Consider the following 20842-nt stretch of genomic DNA (forward strand, 5'->3'; position numbering starts at 1 on the left):
TTCGGGGGGCGGTCGTCCTCCGGCCGGCCGCGTGGCGTGCGGGACAACGGCCGGAAGCGATGTTGTGGGGTGACGTACTGCCCGGCAAGCATGTGGGCATGGGGCGTCAGGGGGAGTTGGCACCGCACCGGGCACGGGATGCTGCCGAGTTCGTCGCTCTGCTACGGGAGCTCAAGGAGCGCTCGGGGCTGACCTACAGGCAGTTGGAGGAGCGGGCGGCCGCGCAGGGGGAGGTCCTGCCACGGAGCACCCTGGCCGGTGTGCTGAGCGGCGGCGCGCTGCCGCGTCCGGAGCTGCTGGCGACGTTCGTGCGTACATGCGGGGACGGCGTCCGGGTCACCATGTGGCTTCAGGCCCGCGCGAGGGTCGCCGACGGGCAGACGGCCGAAGCGGGCGGGGCGGGTGAGGCTGGCGAGGCAGGCAAGGCGGAACCGGCCCGACCGCGCCCGCTGTTCGGCCTGCCGCGCCTTCCGCGCCTTCCGCGCCGTCCGCGTCTTCCGCGTAAGGGTGCAGCGGCCGCTGTGTCGGTGGCAGCGGTCCTGGTGGCCGTCGGTGCCTGGATGCTCGCAGCGCCCGACGAGCCGGGAGCCACTCCGGGAGAAGACCGGAGTCCGGTGGCGGCGCTGTCCGGCGCTGGGCCGGCGCTGGGCAGCGGGTGGGTACGCATCCGTCCGGTCACGGCTCCGAGTCTGTGCCTGACGGACGGACGGGTCCGGGACCGGCGGCACACCCCACTGGTGGCGGTGCAGCGGCCTTGTGACGAGGCGATGCCGCAAGCCACTCGGCTGGAACCGATGGGCGGTGACGCGTACAGGATCCAGTGGCACCACCCCGACTACGGCAAGGGTTGTCTCAAGGCGCTCTCGGAGGGCCCGGGTGAAGGGCTGCTGGAACCGTACGACGACTGCGCGCAGGGCAGCCGGTTTCATCTCGAACCCTCGGGACCGTACGGAGGCGGTCGGTACGTCCTCCGGGTTGACGGCCAGGGGTGTGTGGGGATCAAGAACTCGGACACGTCCGAAGGGACCGAGGCGGTGATGGAGCGGTGCGTGGGCAGAGGGGGCCAGGTGTTCTTGATCGAGACCGTGCCCTGACCCCCTCGCTCTGCGTCAGCAGCCTGTCTGCTCAGCAGTTGTCATCGGTGTACGCCAGATACACCGACTTGGCTGTGGTGTTGCCGTTCTTGTGTTCGGACGGCACACAGAACTGGCCACCGGAACCACTCGAACCGACCGCGACTGCGGCGTTGTTGCCGCGGTTGTTGTAGAAGGACCGTGCCGTGAACCGGAGGTTCTGCCAGTACCCGGGGTTCTGGTACTGAAGCCGCTCCCCGTAACCGCCCGTCTGGCTGTAGAGGCACATCCAGCCGTCGGGGCAGTCGTAGGCCGCTGTCCCCGTTGTGGTCCGGGCGGACGCCGTGGGGACGGTCAGCAGGCCGAGACTCATCGCGGTGGCCGCGGCGAGGGTGGTGAACTTCCTCATGCCGATCATCAGGGGCTCCTTCTGTCAGTGGCGGCGGCGCGGATCGACCGTGCGGCGGGCGGTCCACGGCGCAGGAGGCCGACCGGCCGGGGCCTCGGTCGGCCGGCCCCGGTGAATGGTTCGCCCACGGGGCGGGGCGGGTCAACGGCAGGGGGCTGTCCCGGACGGGGGAACGCTGTCCGGAGTGGTCAGGGGCTTGTCCGGCCGTGTCCGGCTCCTGTCCGGCCGGCTCGCCCGGACCCGATCGGCTCACCGTCGTGGTCTTCAACGGCACTTGCGCGGACAAGGGCTGAACGGCGTGTCAGTGCTCCACGTGCTGCGGCCGTCCCCGGCGGGGCCTCAGGCGTGGTCGGCGCCGGCCTGCCGTCGCGCCGCACCCCACTCCCACATGCTGTGCAGCACCGGCTCCAGTGCGCGGCCCTCCGCGGTGAGGACGTAACGGACCCGTGGAGGCCAGCTCGGGGTGCGGTGGCGCTCGATGACGCCCGCATGGGTCAGTTGGGCCAGCCGGTCGGAGAGGACTTTGTCCGAGAGGGCGGGCAGGGCAGCGGACAGTTGGGAGTAGGTGGCCTCGCCACGGCGCAGGAGTTCGCGCAGTACCAGTGGCGTCCATCGGCCGCCCAGCGTGGCGAGGGTGATGTCGACGGGACAGCGCGGTTCGGGGGCCGGCGGTACGAGGGCGCTGTCCGGACAGTCCGCCAGGGGGCCGTCCTGGTCGCCCGGGCGCGTGTGGCCAACCGTTTGGTGAGTCACGAAAGCCTCTCCTAACGTCCCGTCGCGAACAGCCGATTGACTTTCTCCCCGACCATTCTCCTCCAGGGGGCCTCGTGCGCATCCATCACCTCAACTGCGGTTCGCTCCGGAAGATTTCACCGCTCGGTGAAGAGTCCGCGGCAGGCGCCACCGGCCGCGAACTGGCCGTCGTATGCCATTGCCTGCTCATCGAAACGGCTTCGGACGGGCTGGTCCTGGTCGACACCGGCCTGGGCACCGCCGACCGGCGGCACCCCGACGGAAGACTGGGCGCCGAATGGGTCTCTTACGCCCAGCCCGCGCTGGACCCGCGGGAGAGCGCGCTGCGCCAGGTCGTCCGCCTCGGGTACGCGCCGGAGGACGTGCGGCACATCGTCCTCACCCACCTGCATCGCGACCACACGGGAGGGCTTCCCGACTTCCCTCACGCGCGCGTGCACGTCCACCCGGACGAGTACCGGGCCGTCACCGACCCCGCGGCACCGCACCACCGGCACAGCCTCGACCGCTTCATGCCCGCGCACCGGGCGCACGGCCCGCTGCTGACACCCGCGCGCGTGGACGGTACGCAGTGGTTCGGGCTCCCCGGCGTGGCCCGCCCGCAAGGGCTCGCGTGCGAACTGCTCCTGGTGCCGCTGCCCGGTCACTCGGCCGGACACGCGGGCGTCGCGGTGCGTGAGGAGGGTGGAGGGTGGCTGCTTCACGCGGGCGACGCGTACTTCTACCACGGCGAGATCGAGCACACCCCGCCCCTGGCCCACCCAGCCCTGGAGCCGGTCCAGCAGGGAGCGCAGACCCACGCCACCGCTCGGCTCGCCACCCGCGACCGACTGCGGGGGCTCCGCCGCGACCGCGCGGAAGGGGTCACCGTCTTCAGCGCGCACGACCCGTGGGAGCTGGCTCGCCTGGCCGCCCGGGCAGGCGGGTGATCGCCGGGGCGCATGGCTGGGGGGCGCGTGGTCGCGGCATGGCCTAGGGGCGCGTGGCTGGGGGGCGCTCGGCCGTGGGGCGCGCGGCTCCCTCCCCGGACGGCCTCGCCGGAGGGGGCCGGCCCCCTCCCCCGGATGCCTCGGGGAAGGGGGCCGACTCACGGGCGTGGGGCCGTGCTCAGTCGGTGACCTTCACGACGCCCGAGGCCGTCGCGTCCGCGCCCGTGCCGTCCGCCGGGGTGGCGGTCAGCTTCCAGGTGTACCGGCCGGCCGCCACCTGGGTGCCCGACTCGGACGTGCCGTCCCAGGTGACCCGTATCGCGCTGAGGGCGCCCTCGCCCGTCCAGGTGCGGACGGCCTCGCCCGTCGCGCGGTGGGTGAGCGTCACCCGCCAGGACGCCGCGGGCTTGGAGAGCCACCACGCGGCGGCCCACTCGCCGGCCGTCGTCCGGGGTGCGGCGGTGCGGGCGACGCGCAGCGGAGAGACCGCGTGCTGCGGCGCGGTGACGTGGACGGTGTCGTCCGCGCCGACCCACACGAGCTTGCCGGCACCCGCGTCGAGGGTCCAGGTGGTGCCGCGCCCATCGCCGTCGGCGGGCTGCTTCAGGCCGGTGACGGTGCCGAGGTCGGCCGTATCGCCGTCCGCGTGCAGGGCGGTGAGGCGCAGGTCGCCGGCCGCGTCGCGGTGGGCCAGGAAGCGGTCGCCCAGCAGGACCCCGGACGCCGGGGCGGGGTAGGTACGGCCGGTGGCCAGGTCGCGTACGCCCGCCGCGGCCTTCGAGGCGCAGCTCCAGTACAGCAGGGTGCCGCTGTGCTGGAGTTCGTCGGGGACACAGGCGGCGCCGATGTCGGTGGTCCCGCCGACCTTGCCGGAGCGCAGGTTGATCACCTTCACCTTGCCGGGCTCTTTGAGAGCGGGCTTGAACAGCTTGTCCTGGTCCAGTGCGGCGGCCTGCGCCGGCTGCTCACGGACGACGAGGTCGCGAGCGGTGTCCACGACGTACTGCCGGCCGCCCGCCTCGTACAGTACGAACTGCGGTGCCGCGTCGAGGATCCGGCCGCCCGTGCCCGGCAGCGGGAAGGTGTCCGCCGGGTGCTCGGGGTCGTCGCCGGTCACCAGCACGTCGGTGCCCGTGGCCGGGTCGGCGACCAGGCGGGCCAGCCCCTCGTCGGTGCCGTCGGCGAAGCGGCCCGCCTCCAGGCCCGGGAAGTCGGCGAGCGCCGCGCCGTCCGCCGGGTCGAGCCCTGTGCCGGTGTTCTTGCCGTGCAACGTCTCCGTGCCGGCGAGGGAGTTGACGTACCGCAGTCTCCCCCGGTCGAGGCTCAGCGCCTTGATCGAGCCGTCCGCCGTCTTGACCCGCGGGACCTGACGCAGTGGCAGGTCGAAAACGAGCCCCGAGCCGTCCACGCTGAAGTGGTGCACGGCGCGCTTGCCGTCCGCGCCCTTGCCGAGTGCGACCAGCGAACCGGAGCCCTCGGCGCGCAGGAACGTCTGCTCGACGGCGTCCAGCAGCGTCCGCTCGGTCTCCGCCCCGGCGAAGGGGGTGAGGCGGAGCGGGCCGCCGTCACCCTCGTACCAGAGCACGTTGTCACCCACGACGTAGGAGGTGACCTCGCTGTCGGGGGACCGCGTGGCGAGCGGCACGACGCGCGGGGCGGCCGTGCTTCCCCGCGGCATGACCCGCACGCCCGGTTCACCGCTGCGGGAGAACCAGCTCACGGTGTTCTGCGTGATGCGGAAGCTGCTCGCCTCGCCGGTCACGGGCAGCGGGACGACCTGGCCGTTGTAGGCGGTGAGGATGCCGTACCCCGGGGTGCCGTCGGCGGTGCGGTAGCCGATGAGGAGCTGGTTGCTGTACGCGCCGAGCAGCACGGGCTCGGCGCCGGTGGTGGCTCCGGCGGGCAGCCGCACGACGGGGTCGTTCGCCGGGGCGCCGCCGCGCGCCACGCGCAACTGGTAGGTGCCGTCGCCCTGGTCGACGGTGGCCAGCACCCAGCCGCCCGCGACGCGCGGGTTGAGGTACCCGGCGGGCACGCTGAGGGTGCTGGTGAAGCCGGGGTCCTCGATGCCGACCCGCACGACGTCCGTGCCGCCGTCCGCGCGCGGCCTGGTGTGGATGACGCGGTTGAACTCGTCGTGGGTGCGGACGATGGCGTCCTGCGGTACGCCGTCGAGGGCCGGGACGGGCTTGGTGGTGCGGTTGTACGTCGTCGTCCAGAGGTAGCCGCCGCCCTCGCGGTGCAGTACGCCCTGGCTGCCGGTCGCCAGGACGGTCTCGGTCCCCTCGCCGTAGGCGTCCGGCGCGGGTATGAGGATCTCGCTCGCTTCGGCCGCGTGAGCGGTGGCCGGCAGCACGGTTGTCAGTCCCGCGGCGAGGACGGCGGCGATGGCGGTACAGCGGTTACGCCGGATTCGGCTGGTTCTGCGCAGGTGATGGGACACCTGACCCCCCTCTTGTTAACCGATGACATTGCGGGTTGCACTGTGAACTCGGTCAACCATACGCCGATACACCTGAGTTGTGTGCGAAACGTGTGCGGAATGTGTTCCAGGGGTGTCACAGCAGCCGCCTGTGATCCGCACCGATCGCAGGCTCCGTCTGAGCACACCTCATCCCCGACGAGTGAGGCGCTTCGGACGCCGTCCGGATGGTGTTTCCGCTCACAGCAGCGGGCAGCGACGTGACGACACGCGGCCGGCCTCCGTCTCAGAAGGCATGAACGACATGACTGATGAGGCCATCGTTCGCGCCGTGCGCGACATCGTGGCACTGGAAGCCTCACGTGAGGCACTGGCCGCGCGCGTCACGGCGCTGCGTACCGCCACGTCCGCCGAGGACGTGGCCGAGCGGGACCGGTGCGGCGAGGCCATGGCCGAGGCCGACACCCGGCTCCTGCTGGAGTCGATCGAGGTGCTCGACCGGCTCGGCATGACCTCCGCGGCCATGGCGTGCTCGCACGTGGCCCAGGAAGAAGGCATCCTCCCTCCCCCCTGACGACCGTCCGGGGGGCCTCCCGCCTGACCACCGTCCGGGGGCCGGTACGCGCAGCCCCGTGCCGCGCCGCGCGAGCCGCTACGCGGCCAGGGCGGCGGGTTCGCCGAGGCGGGCGGCCGCCGTCCGCCAGGCCTCCGTCACCGCCCCGTACGCCTGCGCCGTACGCGCGGCGCTGTCGCCGGTCAGCGTGAGCGGCGTTCCCACGTGGACGTGCAGGCCGGGGCGGCGGACCGGTGCCGTCACCAGGCCGGCGAGCTGCTTGACCGCGTTGCCCGAGGTGACCCGGCGCGCCCCGGCCTGTCCGACCGGCACGACGGGCGCGCCGGTGCGCGCGGCGAGCCGGGCCAGCCCGCTGCGGAAGCTCTCCGGAGCGGCCTCGGCGGCGTCCTTTCTGAGCGGGAGGCCGCCTTCCGCGTAGATGAGGATCAGCCTGCCCGCGTCCAGGGCCTCCGCGGCGAGGTCGAGCGCCTGCGCGGCGCGCCGGTCCCCGCGGTACACGGGGACGTGGCCCTCGCGGCCCAGCGCGCGGCCGAGCAGGGGTATGCGCCACAGCCCGGCGGCCGCCAGGATGACCGGCTGGACGCCGAGCCGGCGCAGCGCGGCGAGCACGATGGCCGGGTCGGCGAGCGAGGTGTGGTTCGCGGCGACGATGCTGCCCGGCGCGATGTCGGCGCCGGCGTCAGCGGTCACCGTGAGGCGCCCGAAGGCGGGCACGAGGGCGTGGCTGAGGCGGCTGAGCATGTGGTTCTCCCGGTTCCGGCGACGAGATGATCCTCATCGTCGGCGGCCGGGAGGCGGTGGGCCTGAGCACGCGTACTCAGTTCCATGCCACCTGCTACCCAGGGGCCGTGGCTCGCCGGGCGGCGGCTGGATTCGCGTTGCCCCGGCGGAGCGCCCGCCGGGGCGTCGGCAGCCGCTACGCGTACGGGTTGCCGAAGTACCGCGAGGTGCGGCAGGTGTCGCTGCCGGCGTCGTCGACACAGACGACAACGCGAAGCCTGCGGATGGTCGTTCCGCCGTTGTCGATGTGGAGGTTGTGCCAGGTCGCGTACTCGGCCTGGCAGCCGGAGGTGTTACGGCGCTCCCGCGTCTTCCAGACGCGCCCGCCCTCGTCCACGTCGAAGCGGATGTACACGGCGTGCGAGTCGCACTTGTTGTCCTTGACGGACATGGAGATGTTGCCGACGTCGTCGCGGTCCTGCCAGGTGAAGGTCGCGCTGCCGCACGCACCCGGGAAGCAGGCGTCCCCGCGGTCGGTGGCCGCGACGCGGGCCCCCTCCGCTGCCTGGGCGGTGCTCGGGAGGAACGTCAGTGCGGTGGCCGCGGCGACCGGCGCGATCGCGTGCCTCAGATGGCGGCTGGTGAGACGCATGCGGGTTACTCCTCGTTCATGGGGATCGGGACCGGGGGAGCTGCGCACGGTGTGGCGTACGGCGCGCTGCTCCGGCGGGCCTCCCGGTGGGGGCCGCTGGTCATGCAGTCCAGCGGCCCGGGCGTTGATAAGCAGCCCTGTTCGTGCCGCTGATCAATCCGGTGTCCGGCGGCTGCGCCGGCTTCACTACCGGTTGGCCGGTTGGCCGGTTGGCCCTCGGTCGGCCGGTTGGCCGGTCGGCCGGTGAGCGGGTCGGTCGGTCGGCCGGTTGCCAGGCCGCCCGTGGCGCCTCACCGTCTTGTGGAGCCGTTGGCCGGGGGCGAACTGCGCGGCCGCAGAGGGAGGAAGGCGACGATGGCGCACGCTGCGGCGAGAGGCAGGCAGAGCGCCCATATCCACCACCGCTCCCCGCCCGCGGCCAGTCGAATGCCCGGGAAGTAGCCGAAGAAGCAGATGCCCATCCAGGCGGCGCACCGAAGTGATACCAGGTGCGGGTCACGGCCGGGCCACGCCAGGGAGACGAGCGCCAGGCCGACTCCTGCCCAGGCCAGGAGAACGGCCATCAGCAGGGCGGCGCCGGCATGGGGGCTCACTTCGCATGTCTCGCCGCGTACGGTGAGCCGCATGAGCTTGCCGCGCCAGGTCACCATGCCGGCGTGCGAACCGCGCCGGGCCGCGTCGTAACAGGGCGGGTAGCGGCCCTCCACGTTGTACTGCTTCTCGGCACCCGAGGCCCAGCGGACACGCAGCCAGAACGTGCCGGTTCCCCGGCCCTTTTCGATGACCCGTCCGCTCGTACGGCCCAGGCAGCCGTGTGGTGATGCCGCCGCTTCCCGGTCGGCGCACGGGCGGGCCTGCGGGTAGTGGACGCGTTCCTCGTAGGGAGTGTGAGCCAGCGTCAGCCCTGCCCAGGCGAGGAGTGCCCCCGCCACGACCCCCACCACCCGCCCGAGCACGTGCACCACGGCGCCCTCCCACCCCTGGCCGCTCCGCCGCCGCGCGCGCGTCGCGGAGAGACGGTACGGCGCAGCGACGACACGTACCTCGGCAGCACAGCGTGACCGGGCGGCCGTGGGCGGCGCAAGGCCGCGTGGTCCGGTGCGAGCTCGGAGCTCGCGTCCCGCGTCCCACGTCCCGCGCCTCCGGCCTCCGAAGATTTTTCGCGGAGGGCGGCAACCTCCTGGCCCCTCGGACGTCGTGCGGGGGTGAAGGGCGTGATTCCGCGCCCCGCGCCCGAGTCGGGAGAACCACCTTGAACAATCTGAAGCACGCAGTCATCACCGCCGCCGCCACCGGCGCGCTCGCCGCCGTCGCCGTGCCCGCCGTACCCGCCTGGGCGGCGGCCGGGACGAGCGCGACGCCGTCGGCCGCGCCGACACCCGTCACCAGCAGCGCGCCGACCGCCACGCCCTCCGTCGCGCCGACCCCCTCCCCCAGCGTCCCGCCGAGCTCCGGCCCCTCCGCCGCGCCGACACCCTCCATCAGCGCTCCGCCCGCCCTGCCGAGCGCCGTCCCGTCCGCCGCGCCGGCCCCGGCGAACGGCGGCACCCCCGGCGACGCACCCCGGCCCAGCACCGCGCCCGAGCTCGCGCATACTGGTGGCTCCAACGCCACCAACGCCGCCATAGGGGCCGGCGCCGTCGGGCTCATCGGGCTCGGCGCCGGGACCGTGTTCGTCGTGCGGCGGCGTGCTCTGCGCTGACGTGCTCGATCCAAGGAACCCTGTGCTGCACCACGCCCTGCCCCTCCGCCCCGCCGTGCCCGGTTTCTCCCCGGTGCGGCGCGGCGGCGGGCGGGGCGTGCGTGCGGCCCTCCGCACACTGCTGCTGCGCCGTGACCGGTCGGCCGTGCCGGTCGAGCACCCGCTGGGCGACCACCCGCCGGTCGATCACGCGCGGGCCGATCACCCCTCGGCCGGCCGCCCGCTGCCCTCGCGCCCGTACGGAACCGGGGCTCCCCCGCCGCCCACCGTCACCGACCTCTACCACGCGCACCGCCTCGGCATGGTCCGCCTGGCGGTGCTCCTCGTCGATGACCTCGCCACCGCCGAGGACGTCGTCCAGGACGCCTTCACCGCCCTGTACCGGCGCCACGGCGAGCACATCAGCGAGGTCGACAACGCGCTGGGCTACCTGCGCACGGCGGTCGTCAACACGTCCCGTTCGGTGCTGCGGCGCCGGCGGACCGTCCGCGCCTGGACGCCGCCCGCCCCGGCGGACGTGCCCTCCGCCGAGGAGCACGTCGTGCTGGACGAAGCACACCGCGAGGTGCTCGCCGCGCTGGGCCGGCTCACCCCGCGCCGTCGCCAGGTCCTGGTACTGCGGTACTGGGCCGACCTCAGCGAGGCCGAGATCGCCGAGACCCTGGGGATCAGCCGCGGGGCGGTCAAGTCGAACGCCAGCCGTGCCCTGGACGCGCTGGAACGGATCCTGGAGGGACGGATATGACGGCCGACGGCGAACGCCAACGTCCCGTGGAGCGCCGGCTCCGGCAAGCGCTCGACGCCCGGGCGGAGTCGGTGACCGTGCGCCACCTGCGCCCGGCCGCACCGCCCCGCCCGGCCGCCCGGCCCCTGTGGCGGAGGCGTACCCCGGCGTACCGGGCCGTCCTCGCCGGTCTGACCGGCCTCGCCACCGCGGCCCTGGCGAGCGCCGCCTACCTTGCCCTGTCCCCGGAGCCGCCCACCCCACGCCCCGTCCCGCCGGCCGTCCAGCCCGGGACCACCTCCCCGACACCCAGCATTCACCCGACCCCGTCCCCAAGCACGCCCCCGCACCCGTCCCCCAGCACGCCGCCGAACCACCAACCCAGCGTCAGCCCGCCCACGACCCATTCCGCGGTGCCGACCACCACCCCCATCCCAGGAGCCGGCTGAGCAATGCTTGTCCTTCGTCAACTGGCGAGAGGAACGACGGCCCCGGCCGGCCCGCTCCTGACCCGGGTACGGCCAGTTGGATAACGTGATCCCATGGGGTTGGGGATAACGGTCATGGTGGTCGACTGGCAGCGCCTGGAGGCGATCCCGGTCGGCGAGCGGGCGAACCGGCTCTTCGAGGAGTCGGATCAGGCGGAGGACCTCGACGCCGGCTGGTTCTGGCCTCTCGGTGACGGCGCGCCCTGGTGGGGTGTGTACGAGTTCCGGAACACACTCGGTTCGTACAAGCCCCATTTCTGGGCGGGTGAAGCCTGGGACGACGCACGGGACCATGCCGAGCCTCAACTGCGCAGCGCTCTTGACGGCTTCCTCATCGGTTTGGGAATCCGCTGGGATCCTGACGAGGACGACGAGGAGGACGATAACCCCGAACCCGGCTCCTGGCGGTCGCACCTGCTGCTCCACTGTTCTCCGGAGGACGCCTCCACCCTGGCCGGCCTCTGGTCCCGGGCCGAGCCACGCCTGGATGGGCTGAGGGCCCCCTTCGACACCCACGCGGCGCGCGGCCCGGGGAGCTGGATCCCGGACTACGCGGCCTTCGCGTCGCTGCTGCGCGGCTGGGGCGAGGTCGTCGGCGAGGCGGACGGGCGCGGATGGGGTGTCATCGGTCTTCGCTGCTGACGCGGATCTTCTGGGCCCCCATCGCATCGACCCATCACGCCGAGGAGAGTCTGTGATCACACAAGGAGTTCAGGTCATGGGCCGGTGCAGTGTCTGCGGAGGCACCGCGGTCCGCGATGTGGGCCAGTTCGTCCACCGTGGCGCGCTCCGCTGGTCGACCGAAGGCCGATGCGAGGACTGCGGGAGCGGGTGGTGCGAGCAGGACACCGGTTGTGTGACGCCCGAGAACATACGACAAGCCCTGCTGCGCGCACACGGGCCGATGCGGCTCGGCCTGGCCGGAGACGTGCCGAATCTCGTTCCGGTGCTGAAGGCTCTGCGGGACGCAAAGCCATGGTCCCTGGGCGAAGCGCGGAAGCAGGCCGCGCGGCTCACCGAGACCGGTCTCGTCGGAACGCTGGTGGAGATGGAGTTCCTGGCCCTCCACCTCCGCGCACGAGCCGTCGCGGTGGCCATCGAACCGGCTGACGTCGTCCAGGACGGCCTCGTCCAGCGCTGCGACGCCTCCGGGTGAGCCGGCGACGCCGGTCGGCCCAGGGTCGGCGCGCCGACCGGATGGACAACGCACCGGATCTGGGGCGCTTTTGTGAGCCGGTCCGGTTCTCTATCCCAAGCGTTCCAGTTCGTCCGCGCGGCGGTGGTCCTTCGGCCGCCCGATGGCCCGCCGCATCCCGATCAGGTCGTCGAGTGCGACGTACCGGATCGTGAACCCCGAGGGGTCGTGGGCCGTCACGGCCCGGGTAAGGCACGCGGTGACGTCCATGCCGCCCCAGGACAGGGCAGGCGTGCACAAGTCCCCGCCAACGCCCGTCACTTGGTAGCCGGCCTGTGGGCGGTCGAGGTCGGGCGGCTCGGTGCAGCCCGCGATGAGGAGGGCGTCGCGCAGGGCGCGCGCCTGGTCCGGGGTGCCGTCCCACAGGAGGTCGAGGTCGCCGGTCAGCTCGGTCGAACCGTGCATGATTCCGGCGACCTGGCCGACGACCACGGCTTGTGAACCGGCCTCGTGCAGCGCCCGGAGGAAGGGGAACGGGTCGAATCCGAGCGCCCCGTCGGTGGCGAAGGTGCCCACGAGGTCGTCCGCCTCGTCCGGGCGCCGCCCTGTGGCGGCACGGTCGCGGGTGAGGTGTTCGGTCCGGGCAATGGCCTCTCGCAGTCGCAGGGCAGGCGTCTGACTCATACGCCCATCCAACACGGCGCCGCCCGTGACCGCGACGGGAATACCCGTGACCGACAGGCGTGCCGTGGGCGGCTCCATCCTGCTTCCCTGCTTCGTCGCAGCGCCGCGCCCGTGCGCACGGGGGCGACGAGCGTCAGCCGGGCATTTCGCCTCCGGGCCCGTCGACCCACTGGAAGCCGGCCGTTTGTCCACCGTGCTGCGGCCTCGACGACGGCACGGAAGGAGGACCCCGGCGCACGGATCACCCTCTGGGCCGGCATGGGCCGCACGATCGAAGTGCTGCTCGCACCGACCCGGATACCGCCCCCGATTCCACCCAGGTCACTTCCCGGCCGTGTCGACCAGGATCCGTGCCAGCTCGTGCGGTTGCGAGAACATCGGCCAGTGGCCGGTGTTCATCTCGACCAACCGCCAGGAGTCGCTGGTCAGCAGCGCCGCGACGTCATCGCTCGGCTCGGCGCCGTCCAGCAGACACTTGATGTACGTGGCCGGAAGCTCACCGAGCGGCCGGGCCAGCACCGCCGGTTCGGCCAGAGAGGCACCCGGGTGCGGCGTCGCGCCGCCGATGAACCGTGCGATCTGATCGTCCGTGAGTCCCTGACCGACGAAGTCGGCCGCGGTCGGCAGGGCCCAGAAGCCGTTGTTCCCGGCAATCGACGCTTCCAGTTCCGCCGGCCCCTCCCACCAGCGGGAGACAAACGACTCACCGTCGGTCGGAACACAGGCGTCTACGAAGACCACCCGCGCCAGCCGCCCGCCGATGCGCTCGGCGGCCTGACCGACGGGGATGCCCGAATAGCTGTGCCCGACCAGCACGACATCGCGCAGATCGAGGCGCTCCACTTCGCCGACGATGTCTTGGACATGGGTCTGCTGCCCAGCAGGGACGCCGCGCTTTTCCCCGACGCCGGAGAGGGTCAATGGGTACGCGCCGTGGCCGGCGGCCCGCAGCTCCGGCACCACCTCGTCCCAGGCCCACGACCCGAGCCAGGAGCCGGCGACCAATACGAAATTCACCATGGCCGCACGCTAGCGGAGGGGTCTGACAACGGCTCCGCGGGCGGAGGTGCGGACGCGGTGGCCGGTGCCGGGGGCGCTGCCGGGGCACGATCGAACCCGCCCGGCCACCGGCTCCCCGCCACCGGTTCCCGGCCGATGAAGCCGCTTGGCTACGGCCGGTGGAACCTCACCTCGGGATAGCGGGCGCTCGGCCCGTCGAGGAGGGGCGCGTGCCGTCCGCGCAGGTGCGTGTCGAGGAACGCCCGCACGTACGCCCGTACCGCGGCAATGCAGCGGGCGCCGTCGAGGTCCTGCTGCGGGACGCCGAGCTGCGTGCCGAGGGGTGCGAGGTCGGTGAAGGAGAGGTGCTGGGTGCCGTCGATGGTCAGCCAGCGCTTCCAGCCGGTGAATTCGCCCCAGGTCTCGTCCCACGTCGCGTCCGGGCCGCCGGGGACGTGACTGGGCTTGCCGAGCATGAGCAGCGGGCGGTCCATCGAAGTGTCGTTGGGGTACCGGAAGTTGCCGTCCATGTTGACCCCGGCCTTGATCCTGGTGTCGGTCAGCATGGCCGGGACGGTGCTGAAGCCGCCCGCCGAGTGGCCCACCATGGCGACGCGGCCGGGGTCGACGCGGACGCCCTTCCCCACCGGGCGGCCGCCCGCGAGTGCGTCGAGCACGTAGGACACGTCCTGTGCGCGTACGGCTCCGGCCTTGGGGAAGTCGGGGTTCTCGCACGCCACGCAGTCCGTCGTCCGGCCGTCGGGGAAGGTGGTGCCGTGGGCCTCGTAGTTGTGTCCGATGCCCGCGACGACGTATCCACGAGAGGCCAGGTCCTCGGCCAGCCCCGTCAGCGTGGCGCGCGGCATGCCGAAGCCCGGTGACAGCACGACCAGGGGCAGCCCGGCCCGGGAGGGCACCGGCGTGGCGTCGACGGTCGCGTGCGTGGTCACGGTGCTCAGCAGCTCGGGCGGCAGTTCCACACCGCTGCTCTTGAGGTACGTCGCGGACTCCTCGGGCGTCATGTACCTCGCCGGGGTTCCGGAGGGCTTCACGGCCGGGTACCAAAGGGACACCATGAGCTCCCGGTCCTCACCGGCCACCCACGGATCGGCCCGGCCCTTTTCCTCGAGGTGAACGGTCGTCACGCCAATGGGCAGCTTCCCCGTTGGCACGGGCAGCGTCAGCCCGGCGGCCGGTAACACGACTCCCGCCGGAACCGGCCCGGTGGAGCGGGCGTCCGCCCCCGCGGAAGCGGCGGGCAGCAGACCGGCGATCGCCACGGCGAGGGCGGTCGCACCGGCCAGGAAAGTTGCTCTCATGGACGTCCTCTGATCGATACCTCGTCCGGCACCCGTGTGCCGACGTCGTCAACGCCACGCTATCCACGGTTGCCTCACGCGCCGTCAGCCCATGAACGACAACCCATGGCCGCCCGTACACCCCCAGGTCTACGACCGCCGACCGACACTCCGTGGCAGGACAAGGCAGGCGCAAGGAGCAGGGAAGGGCAGGTCGAGGCACGTGACCTCAGTGGGAGGCGAGGCTTTCCCGGGCTGCCGTCATGAAGGCGGTCTTGTGCTCCTCCAGGTGCTCATTGACCTCGGTGTCGCCGATCTCGCGCCACACCGCCTGGTTGAGCGCGCGGCCGTAGGCATGAGCAGGGCCGTGCAGGATCGTGTCGCAGAGCAGCACAAGATGCCGTTCGGCGACCCAGAGCCTGGTCATGGTGGCCGCGGCCGAGCCGCTCCAGTCGTCGTCATCGCCCCACGACTCAGGACGGCTGTACGCCGCTCGTTCGGCATCCTGGGCACACGCGATGAAGTCCTTGATCGCCTGCAACTGTTCGGCCCGCCGGGCCTCGGAGCTGGCCACCGCCTCCCGTCGTTGCTCCGACCGTTCGGCGGACCGCTGGGTGGCGCGCTGGGAGAGCGCCGCCAGACCACCACCGAGCGCGACGCCCGCGAGCGAAAAGACCGATGCCCACATTTCCAAGGCCACGTCTCTGCCCCCTCACACCAAGTCCTTGCACACCAGTGCACATGATCGCCTGAACACTCCGCGCGTCTGGACGGCCATGGCAATGCGAAACGTCAAACTATGCAGGCGCGAATATTGCCATCGTCAGCCGCTTCGAAGGCGGAGAGAACGCAAGCCGTCGCCATTTCTTCACAGGATCACTGATGAAGAGTCAAATTATGCCTGTCAAACCGGCATTGATGCAGCACGCTCCCGCAGTCGCAACCAACGCAGCAGCCCCGCCCATCCTCTCAAAGTTTGCGTTCCCAATGTTTGCTCTGCAATCATCCTCGCGCCTCATTGGCAAATATCAGTCTCGGAGACAACTTTGTCGAAACGTCGAATACCGGTCATGCGCCGTGGACGGATGGTCGCCGTCGGTGCCGTAGCAGCGGGCGTCCTGGGTGCCCTCGTCGCCCCCGCCATGGGCAACGAGGGTGCCGGGGCCGACCCGGCGCTCATGACCGAAGCGGCCACGGGGGCCGAGCAGCCCACAGCTTCCTTCGCGCCCGAGCCATCACCGGGCGTCGTCACCCAGGCGGCCTGGGCCGGCCCCGGGTCGGTGGTGACCAGGCCCGCCGACTTCAGGCTCAAGTCGGGTGCCGACCTTGCCAGGAAGGTCGCCAAGCTGGACGCCATGCTGCCCAAGCAGGGCGTCCAGAAGATTCTCAGGTACGCCAACCGTCCGCTGCTGACCGGCGGCGACTGCCGAACGGACCCGTTCGGCAAGGGCGACAAGGGCAAGGACCCGCTGGAGCCGGCCAAGAAGTACTGTTTCAAGGACGATGACGCCAACAGCGTCGAGTGGATACCCCAGGCCGTCACCGGCGCGTCGGATGCCGCGAAGGACGAGAAGTGGGGCGCCAAGCGCCCGATCCTGATCGGCTCGTACGACGACGACAACACCGGCCGCACCAAGAAGGGGTGCAAGAAGAAGGCGTCGGACAAGTGCAATGAGAAGGGCGTCCGGATCACCTTCGTGGACCCGGCCACCAACAAGTACCGCCATGCGCTGCTGGTCTGGCCCTACGTGAGCAAGAAGTCGAAGAAGATCACCTTCGACGCCATCCACGCGAACGACAGGAAGGGCCAGACGGGCATCCACATCGGCGGGATGGCCTGGTACAAGAACTACCTGTACGTCGCGGACACCTACAACGGCATCCGGGTCTTCGACATGCGCAAGATCATGGACCTCGATCCGGACAACAAGCCGAGCACCAACGACACCTTGTCCGGCGGCTACAGGACCGACGTCAAGAACAAGAAGAAGATCGGCCGGCATGGCAAGACCTGGTACGGCTTCGGCTACCGCTATGTGATGCCGCAGGTCGCCACCTGGACCTTCCAGGCCAAGCAGCACAACAAGGCCACGGCCGGGAAGAAGAACAAGAAGAAGATCACCTACTGTGCCACGTCCGGCGCTCCCAAGGCCTCCTACCTGTCCATCGACCGGTCCGTCTCCCCGCACGAGCTGATCATGGGCGAGTACTGCCGCTCCACCCCGAGCCACCCGTCCACGGGCCGCCTCACCGGTTACGCGCTCGATCCCGGGACCGGCAAGCTCGCCTCCCGCGGCGGGGTCACCAGGACGCCGGCCTGGGGCTTCTACCTCCCCAAGGAGGGAATGCAGGGCGCCGCGCGTTACGACGGCCGGTACTACCTGAACCAGAGCAAGAAGTACGACAACGGAAGCATCGTCCGCGCCAAGCCCTTCCCCAAACGAGGACTGCTCGCGTACGGGAGCGACGTGCCCACGGCGGTCGGCCCCGAGGACCTGTACGTCGAGCACGGCCGGCGGACCGGTAACCCGGCCCTGCTCTGGTCCGTCTCCGAGCACCGCCCGGCCGACCACCCCACGAAGTGCGGTCAGCCCTCACCGTGCGGGCGCGTGATCTACGCGCACCGGATCAAGGACATCCAGGCCAGGCCGTAACCGACGGCAGCCGCGTGCCGCCGCCCCGGCTCGACCGAGAGCCGGGGCGGCCGAGCGGGACCCAGCCGAGGTAGAAGCGGCCGGCTCTTTCCTGTCTGCCCCCGGCGAACTGTCCTTTGACAGTGAACCCAGTCGCTCCGTCATCCAACCCAGTGGACGCCGACAACGCCGCTGGCGTCGCCCCGGCGCACCGGTTTGAGTGGGGTTGTCGATGCTGCTTCTCGGCATTTGATGGGCCGATGCGGACTTCCACGGAGGCAGGCAGCACCACCGCCCCAGTTCCCGCAATGCCCTGTGCGAGAGGCCACTTGGACAGGGAAATTGCAACTTCGACAGGGCTCGCAGAGGCCGCTACCTTCATCTGGTCTTCGGTGGTCGCCCACGGTCGCACGGGGGTTCCTTCAGGCTGGGCCGGCCGCGACGGGATGAGTCGTCACGCCCCGCGAACCCTCGCCCCCATGCGAAAGCCACCGAACCGGGTCCACGCCAGGCAGCCCCAACCAGGGAGAGACGCATGCCCCATCTTGCTCTGTACACATTCGGCGCCCTGAAGTCACCCCTCGCCGATCCCGCACCTCTCACGCGCGAGTTCTACGACATTGGTGAGGCCGTCTACCAGCAGATCAGTCAGCACCCCGGATATCTCGCGCGTGCTGAAGCGGCAGACGGTGACCGGGGCGTGCTCTTCGAGGCGGACTGGGGTGCATGGGGAGAGTTCGCCGTACCGACTTGGTACGACAAGGGCCGTACGGTGGACACCACCGCCCTGGCCACGACCCTCTCGCTCTGGACCGGCCTGCGCCCCGCCTTCGAAGCCGTCTACACCGGTCTGCACCGCGAGGCGCTGAACAGGCGTTACGACTGGTTCGAGAGGACAGGGCACCCGAATTACGTGTTCTGGTGGGTCTCCGAGAGCGTGATACCCACCTGGCGGGACGGGGTTTGGAGGCTGGAGCACCTCCACGACCACGGCCCCGCGCCGCACGCCTTCACCTTCCACGACTCGTTCGCCCCGGACGGAACTCCGGCCAGGATCAAAGGCATCGGGCTGAAGCGCGACCAGGTTCGCTGACAACGAAGCCTGAACGACTGGATTCGCTGTCGAACGCCTCGATTGAATGACGGCGAACACGAACTGTCCGTTGACAATGAAGGCAGTCCGGCCGAGCTCGTTGACCTGCACGGACCTGCAATCGTCTCGGCGCATCGACGGCGGGGCCGGTGCCCAGAACGGGGGGAACCTCCCGTTCCCCCAGAGTGTCCTGCGCTACACGGAGGTTGAGCGCAGAGCGCGTCGGCAGCCGGCGGCGTACGATCTGCGCGACGAAGAATCCCGCCAGCGGATGAACGTCACCGGCAGCAGTCCCACCAGTAGTCTCGTTTCGCACACAATGGCCAGGCCCGAGGGGATCCACGAGTGTCCGATCTGGACTTCTATGCTCGCGTCGCCACCCGCTGCGACGTGCTCGGAGCAGGAGTCGGCTCTTCTCCTGACCACTGGGAGGCCGTTCTGGGCCCGGATTACCTCGACATTCCGAGTGGCGGTCTCGTACGGCGGGATTACGGGCTCGTCGAAGTGACGTTCTCGCCAACACCCGAGGGGCTGTTGTCCTGTAGCGGGTTCGGTCTCCAGACGCACCGGCTGATCCACGACCTCTCTCCGAGCACCGTACCGACGCCTCTGTCGCGGGAGTACGGGCGCTTCGAGCCGAGGGTCAGGTACGCGGAGCTGCGGGCCGTCGTCCTGTCGCTGGGCCGCTCAATCGAACCTGCCGATCAGTCGGGTGACGTACACCGCTACGGGGTACGGGAATCGGGCGCGGACATCCACGTCATCGCGGACCCCGATCCGTACGGCAACGGTGACCATGACCCGGACGACCCCGAGGAGCACCAGGCCGGCGACGTGTGGTCCGTCCACGTGTCGCCTGGCCGCTGAAATCGGTTACGGGACGACGGCGTCGAGGCCCGCGTCCAGGGGGTCCTTGGCGACGAGTCTCCCGCCGGAGTAGCACAGGCGGTAGAGGTCGACCTCGTCCAGGAGGTTGCCGTTCGAGCGGTAGAAGTCGCAGGTGGTCCCGGGCGGGCGGAGCGCGGAGCGTACTGCGTCGGGGGCGTAGGGGAAGGGCCGTGCCGGCAGGAGGTGCGTCAGCTCCGCGCGGGGCGCGCCGACGCGTAGCTGCTCGTAGCGGGAGGGCGGGAGAACGCTGCTGGTGAGCTGGTAGGCCAGGTAGGCGGCGCTCGGCAGGAAGACCGCCGCCACCGCCGCGGGAACGGCGAAGAAGGCCGCGAAGCGCCAACGGGCGATGCGGCGGATACGAGCGCGTCGCCGCACCGATTCGGGTACGGTGCCGGCGGACGACGACGTACCGCCGGCCGGGTCCGGCTGGTCGGTGAGCCCGTCCGAGCCGCGTGGCGCCGACTGGGCGGACGCGTAGTGCGGAAGGGTCGCGGTGACCTCGAATCCGCCCTCGTACGGGCCGGCTCGCAAGGCGCCGCCCAGGACCGTCACCCGCTCGCGCAGCCCTGCCAGGCCGTGGTTCCCGCCCACCGTGACGGGCGCCGGCCCGGGCGTACGCCCCGGCAGCGGCGCCGAGTTGACGACCCGTACGCGGGTGACGTCGTCGGCGTGCGCGATGCTGACGCGGACGGTGCCGCCCGGGGCGTGCTTGGTGGCATTGGTGAGGGCCTCCTGGACCACCCGGTACACGGCCCGTTCGACCAGGGGCGATCGTGCCGGCGGCGGTCCGCTGCGTTCCCACCGCACGGGGACGCCGGAGGCGACCGCACGCCCCAGGAGTTCCTCCACGGTGTCGGCCGTGGCCGGGTTCGCCCCGGCGTGGGGGTCGGCCCGCAGCACGGTGACGGTCTCCCGGAGGTGGTCGACGGCGTCGGATATCGTCCGCCGGAGTTCGGCGACGTCGTCGCGGTCCTGCGGGGCGAGGGTCGGCGACAGCTCCAGCGCGCCGGCGCGCAGGGCGACCAGGCTCAGGACGTGCCCCAGCGAGTCGTGCATGTCGGCGGCGATGGCCGCGCGTTCCGTCAGGCGTGCCCGTTCCGCGGCGAGGTGCTGCCGTTCCTCAAGGCTGCGGGCCAACTGCCAGCCTCCTTCGACGAGTTCCCGGCGCCCGCGCCAGTAGCGGCCGGCGAGCCAGGGCAGCAGGAGCGCCGCGGGCAGCATGGTCATCGCGTAGAACCACCACACCGCGGGGACCCGCAGGACGGCGCACAGGGCCAGGTCGACCGCCAGACAGCCGGCGAGTACCAGCAGCGGGGTACGCGCCCCGGCCCTGCGGACGCCCAGGAGGAAGCTCATGCAGGCCAGCGTCAGCGCGTAGACGTTCGCCGGGCTTCCGGAGCCGGCGAGCCCCAGCGCGCACGGGACGTTGGCCAGGAGGACGGCCGTCCCGGGGCGGCGCCGGGCCAGAGCCACGGCCACGCCCAGCACGAGCAGGGGAAGGACCAGGTCCCGGGTGGCCGAGGCGGTCCGGGTGTCGCCCAACCAGAGGGCGCCCGCGGTCGCGAAGACCGCCCACAGGGCGATGTCGGCGACTGCCGGCCTCAGTGGTGTGCGAAGGCGCCGCATGGTCGTTCGGGGTTCCTCTCCTGGGGGCGCGGTGCGTGCT

At 71.5% G+C, this 20842-nt stretch carries 21 protein-coding genes; 10 read left to right on the top strand and 11 right to left on the bottom strand.

Annotated elements, in window-relative coordinates; all coding sequences use genetic code 11:
• The first annotated feature begins 98 nt into the window (after positions 1–98).
• Complete coding sequence (locus AB0J57_RS00155; RefSeq protein ID WP_366125621.1) at positions 99–1094, top strand: helix-turn-helix transcriptional regulator; 996 nt, start codon at positions 99–101, stop codon at positions 1092–1094.
• Positions 1095–1125: 31 nt separating this feature from the next.
• On the opposite strand, the gene AB0J57_RS00160 is transcribed toward AB0J57_RS00155, so the two are convergent.
• Positions 1126–1491: a peptidase inhibitor family I36 protein gene (locus tag AB0J57_RS00160; protein ID WP_366125622.1), complete on the bottom strand. Its 366-nt coding sequence runs from the start codon at positions 1489–1491 to the stop codon at positions 1126–1128.
• Positions 1492–1821: 330 nt separating this feature from the next.
• Positions 1822–2235 carry a helix-turn-helix domain-containing protein gene (locus tag AB0J57_RS00165; RefSeq protein ID WP_366125623.1) on the bottom strand — a complete coding sequence of 138 codons (414 nt, stop codon included), beginning with the start codon at positions 2233–2235 and terminating at the stop codon, positions 1822–1824.
• Between the two features lie 74 nt (positions 2236–2309).
• Here AB0J57_RS00165 and AB0J57_RS00170 point away from each other — a divergent pair, with 74 nt between their 5' ends.
• Positions 2310–3164, top strand: coding sequence for an MBL fold metallo-hydrolase (locus AB0J57_RS00170; RefSeq protein WP_366125624.1), 855 nt, complete (start codon positions 2310–2312; stop codon positions 3162–3164).
• Positions 3165–3342: 178 nt separating this feature from the next.
• Here the strand turns inward: AB0J57_RS00170 and AB0J57_RS00175 are convergent, their stop codons facing one another.
• A complete protein-coding gene (locus tag AB0J57_RS00175; RefSeq protein ID WP_366125625.1) occupies positions 3343–5607 on the bottom strand; it encodes a FlgD immunoglobulin-like domain containing protein in 2265 nt (754 codons plus the stop codon).
• 283 nt (positions 5608–5890) lie between these two features.
• Here AB0J57_RS00175 and AB0J57_RS00180 point away from each other — a divergent pair, with 283 nt between their 5' ends.
• On the top strand, positions 5891–6160 hold the full coding sequence (locus tag AB0J57_RS00180; RefSeq protein WP_366125626.1) for a hypothetical protein: 270 nt from the start codon (positions 5891–5893) through the stop codon (positions 6158–6160).
• Positions 6161–6238: 78 nt separating this feature from the next.
• On the opposite strand, the gene AB0J57_RS00185 is transcribed toward AB0J57_RS00180, so the two are convergent.
• From AB0J57_RS00185 to AB0J57_RS00195, 3 genes are all read right to left on the bottom strand, one after another.
• A complete protein-coding gene (locus AB0J57_RS00185; RefSeq protein WP_366125627.1) occupies positions 6239–6901 on the bottom strand; it encodes a lysophospholipid acyltransferase family protein in 663 nt (220 codons plus the stop codon).
• Positions 6902–7076: 175 nt separating this feature from the next.
• Entirely contained in the window at positions 7077–7532 is a 456-nt protein-coding gene (locus AB0J57_RS00190; RefSeq protein WP_366125628.1) for a hypothetical protein, read from the bottom strand.
• A gap of 290 nt (positions 7533–7822) precedes the next feature.
• Complete coding sequence (locus AB0J57_RS00195; protein ID WP_366125629.1) at positions 7823–8497, bottom strand: hypothetical protein; 675 nt, start codon at positions 8495–8497, stop codon at positions 7823–7825.
• A gap of 287 nt (positions 8498–8784) precedes the next feature.
• Here AB0J57_RS00195 and AB0J57_RS00200 point away from each other — a divergent pair, with 287 nt between their 5' ends.
• The 4 genes from AB0J57_RS00200 (at position 8785) to AB0J57_RS00215 (ending at position 11602) form a co-directional block, all read left to right on the top strand.
• Positions 8785–9234, top strand: coding sequence for an LAETG motif-containing sortase-dependent surface protein (locus AB0J57_RS00200; protein WP_366125630.1), 450 nt, complete (start codon positions 8785–8787; stop codon positions 9232–9234).
• Positions 9235–9256: 22 nt separating this feature from the next.
• Positions 9257–9979, top strand: a complete 723-nt coding sequence (locus AB0J57_RS00205; RefSeq protein ID WP_366125631.1) for a SigE family RNA polymerase sigma factor — start codon at positions 9257–9259, stop codon at positions 9977–9979.
• A gap of 521 nt (positions 9980–10500) precedes the next feature.
• Positions 10501–11088 (top strand): hypothetical protein, encoded by a 588-nt coding sequence (locus tag AB0J57_RS00210; RefSeq protein ID WP_366125632.1) that lies wholly within the window; start codon positions 10501–10503, stop codon positions 11086–11088.
• A 214-nt stretch (positions 11089–11302) separates the two neighbouring features.
• On the top strand, positions 11303–11602 hold the full coding sequence (locus tag AB0J57_RS00215) for a hypothetical protein (RefSeq protein WP_366125633.1): 300 nt from the start codon (positions 11303–11305) through the stop codon (positions 11600–11602).
• 90 nt (positions 11603–11692) lie between these two features.
• On the opposite strand, the gene AB0J57_RS00220 is transcribed toward AB0J57_RS00215, so the two are convergent.
• The 4 genes from AB0J57_RS00220 to AB0J57_RS00235 form a co-directional block, all read right to left on the bottom strand.
• Positions 11693–12265: a hypothetical protein gene (locus AB0J57_RS00220; protein WP_366125634.1), complete on the bottom strand. Its 573-nt coding sequence runs from the start codon at positions 12263–12265 to the stop codon at positions 11693–11695.
• Positions 12266–12586: 321 nt separating this feature from the next.
• Complete coding sequence (locus AB0J57_RS00225; protein WP_366125635.1) at positions 12587–13285, bottom strand: alpha/beta hydrolase; 699 nt, start codon at positions 13283–13285, stop codon at positions 12587–12589.
• Positions 13286–13434: 149 nt separating this feature from the next.
• A complete protein-coding gene (locus AB0J57_RS00230) occupies positions 13435–14583 on the bottom strand; it encodes an alpha/beta hydrolase (protein ID WP_366125636.1) in 1149 nt (382 codons plus the stop codon).
• A gap of 208 nt (positions 14584–14791) precedes the next feature.
• A complete protein-coding gene (locus AB0J57_RS00235; protein WP_366125637.1) occupies positions 14792–15262 on the bottom strand; it encodes a hypothetical protein in 471 nt (156 codons plus the stop codon).
• Positions 15263–15632: 370 nt separating this feature from the next.
• Between AB0J57_RS00235 and AB0J57_RS00240 the strand changes: the two genes are divergently transcribed.
• The 3 genes from AB0J57_RS00240 (at position 15633) to AB0J57_RS00250 (ending at position 19155) form a co-directional block, all read left to right on the top strand.
• The gene (locus AB0J57_RS00240) at positions 15633–17216 is read left to right on the top strand and encodes a hypothetical protein (RefSeq protein ID WP_366125638.1); all 1584 of its coding nucleotides are present in this window, start codon (positions 15633–15635) and stop codon (positions 17214–17216) included.
• A 514-nt stretch (positions 17217–17730) separates the two neighbouring features.
• A complete protein-coding gene (locus tag AB0J57_RS00245) occupies positions 17731–18288 on the top strand; it encodes a DUF3291 domain-containing protein (RefSeq protein WP_366125639.1) in 558 nt (185 codons plus the stop codon).
• Positions 18289–18633: 345 nt separating this feature from the next.
• Positions 18634–19155, top strand: coding sequence for a hypothetical protein (locus AB0J57_RS00250; protein WP_366125640.1), 522 nt, complete (start codon positions 18634–18636; stop codon positions 19153–19155).
• 6 nt (positions 19156–19161) lie between these two features.
• Here AB0J57_RS00250 and AB0J57_RS00255 read toward each other — a convergent pair whose 3' ends face one another.
• Complete coding sequence (locus tag AB0J57_RS00255) at positions 19162–20802, bottom strand: histidine kinase (protein ID WP_366125641.1); 1641 nt, start codon at positions 20800–20802, stop codon at positions 19162–19164.
• Positions 20803–20842 lie beyond the last annotated feature (40 nt).

It is taken from the genome of Streptomyces sp. NPDC049837 (assembly GCF_040674455.1).
Taxonomy (GTDB): domain Bacteria; phylum Actinomycetota; class Actinomycetes; order Streptomycetales; family Streptomycetaceae; genus Streptomyces.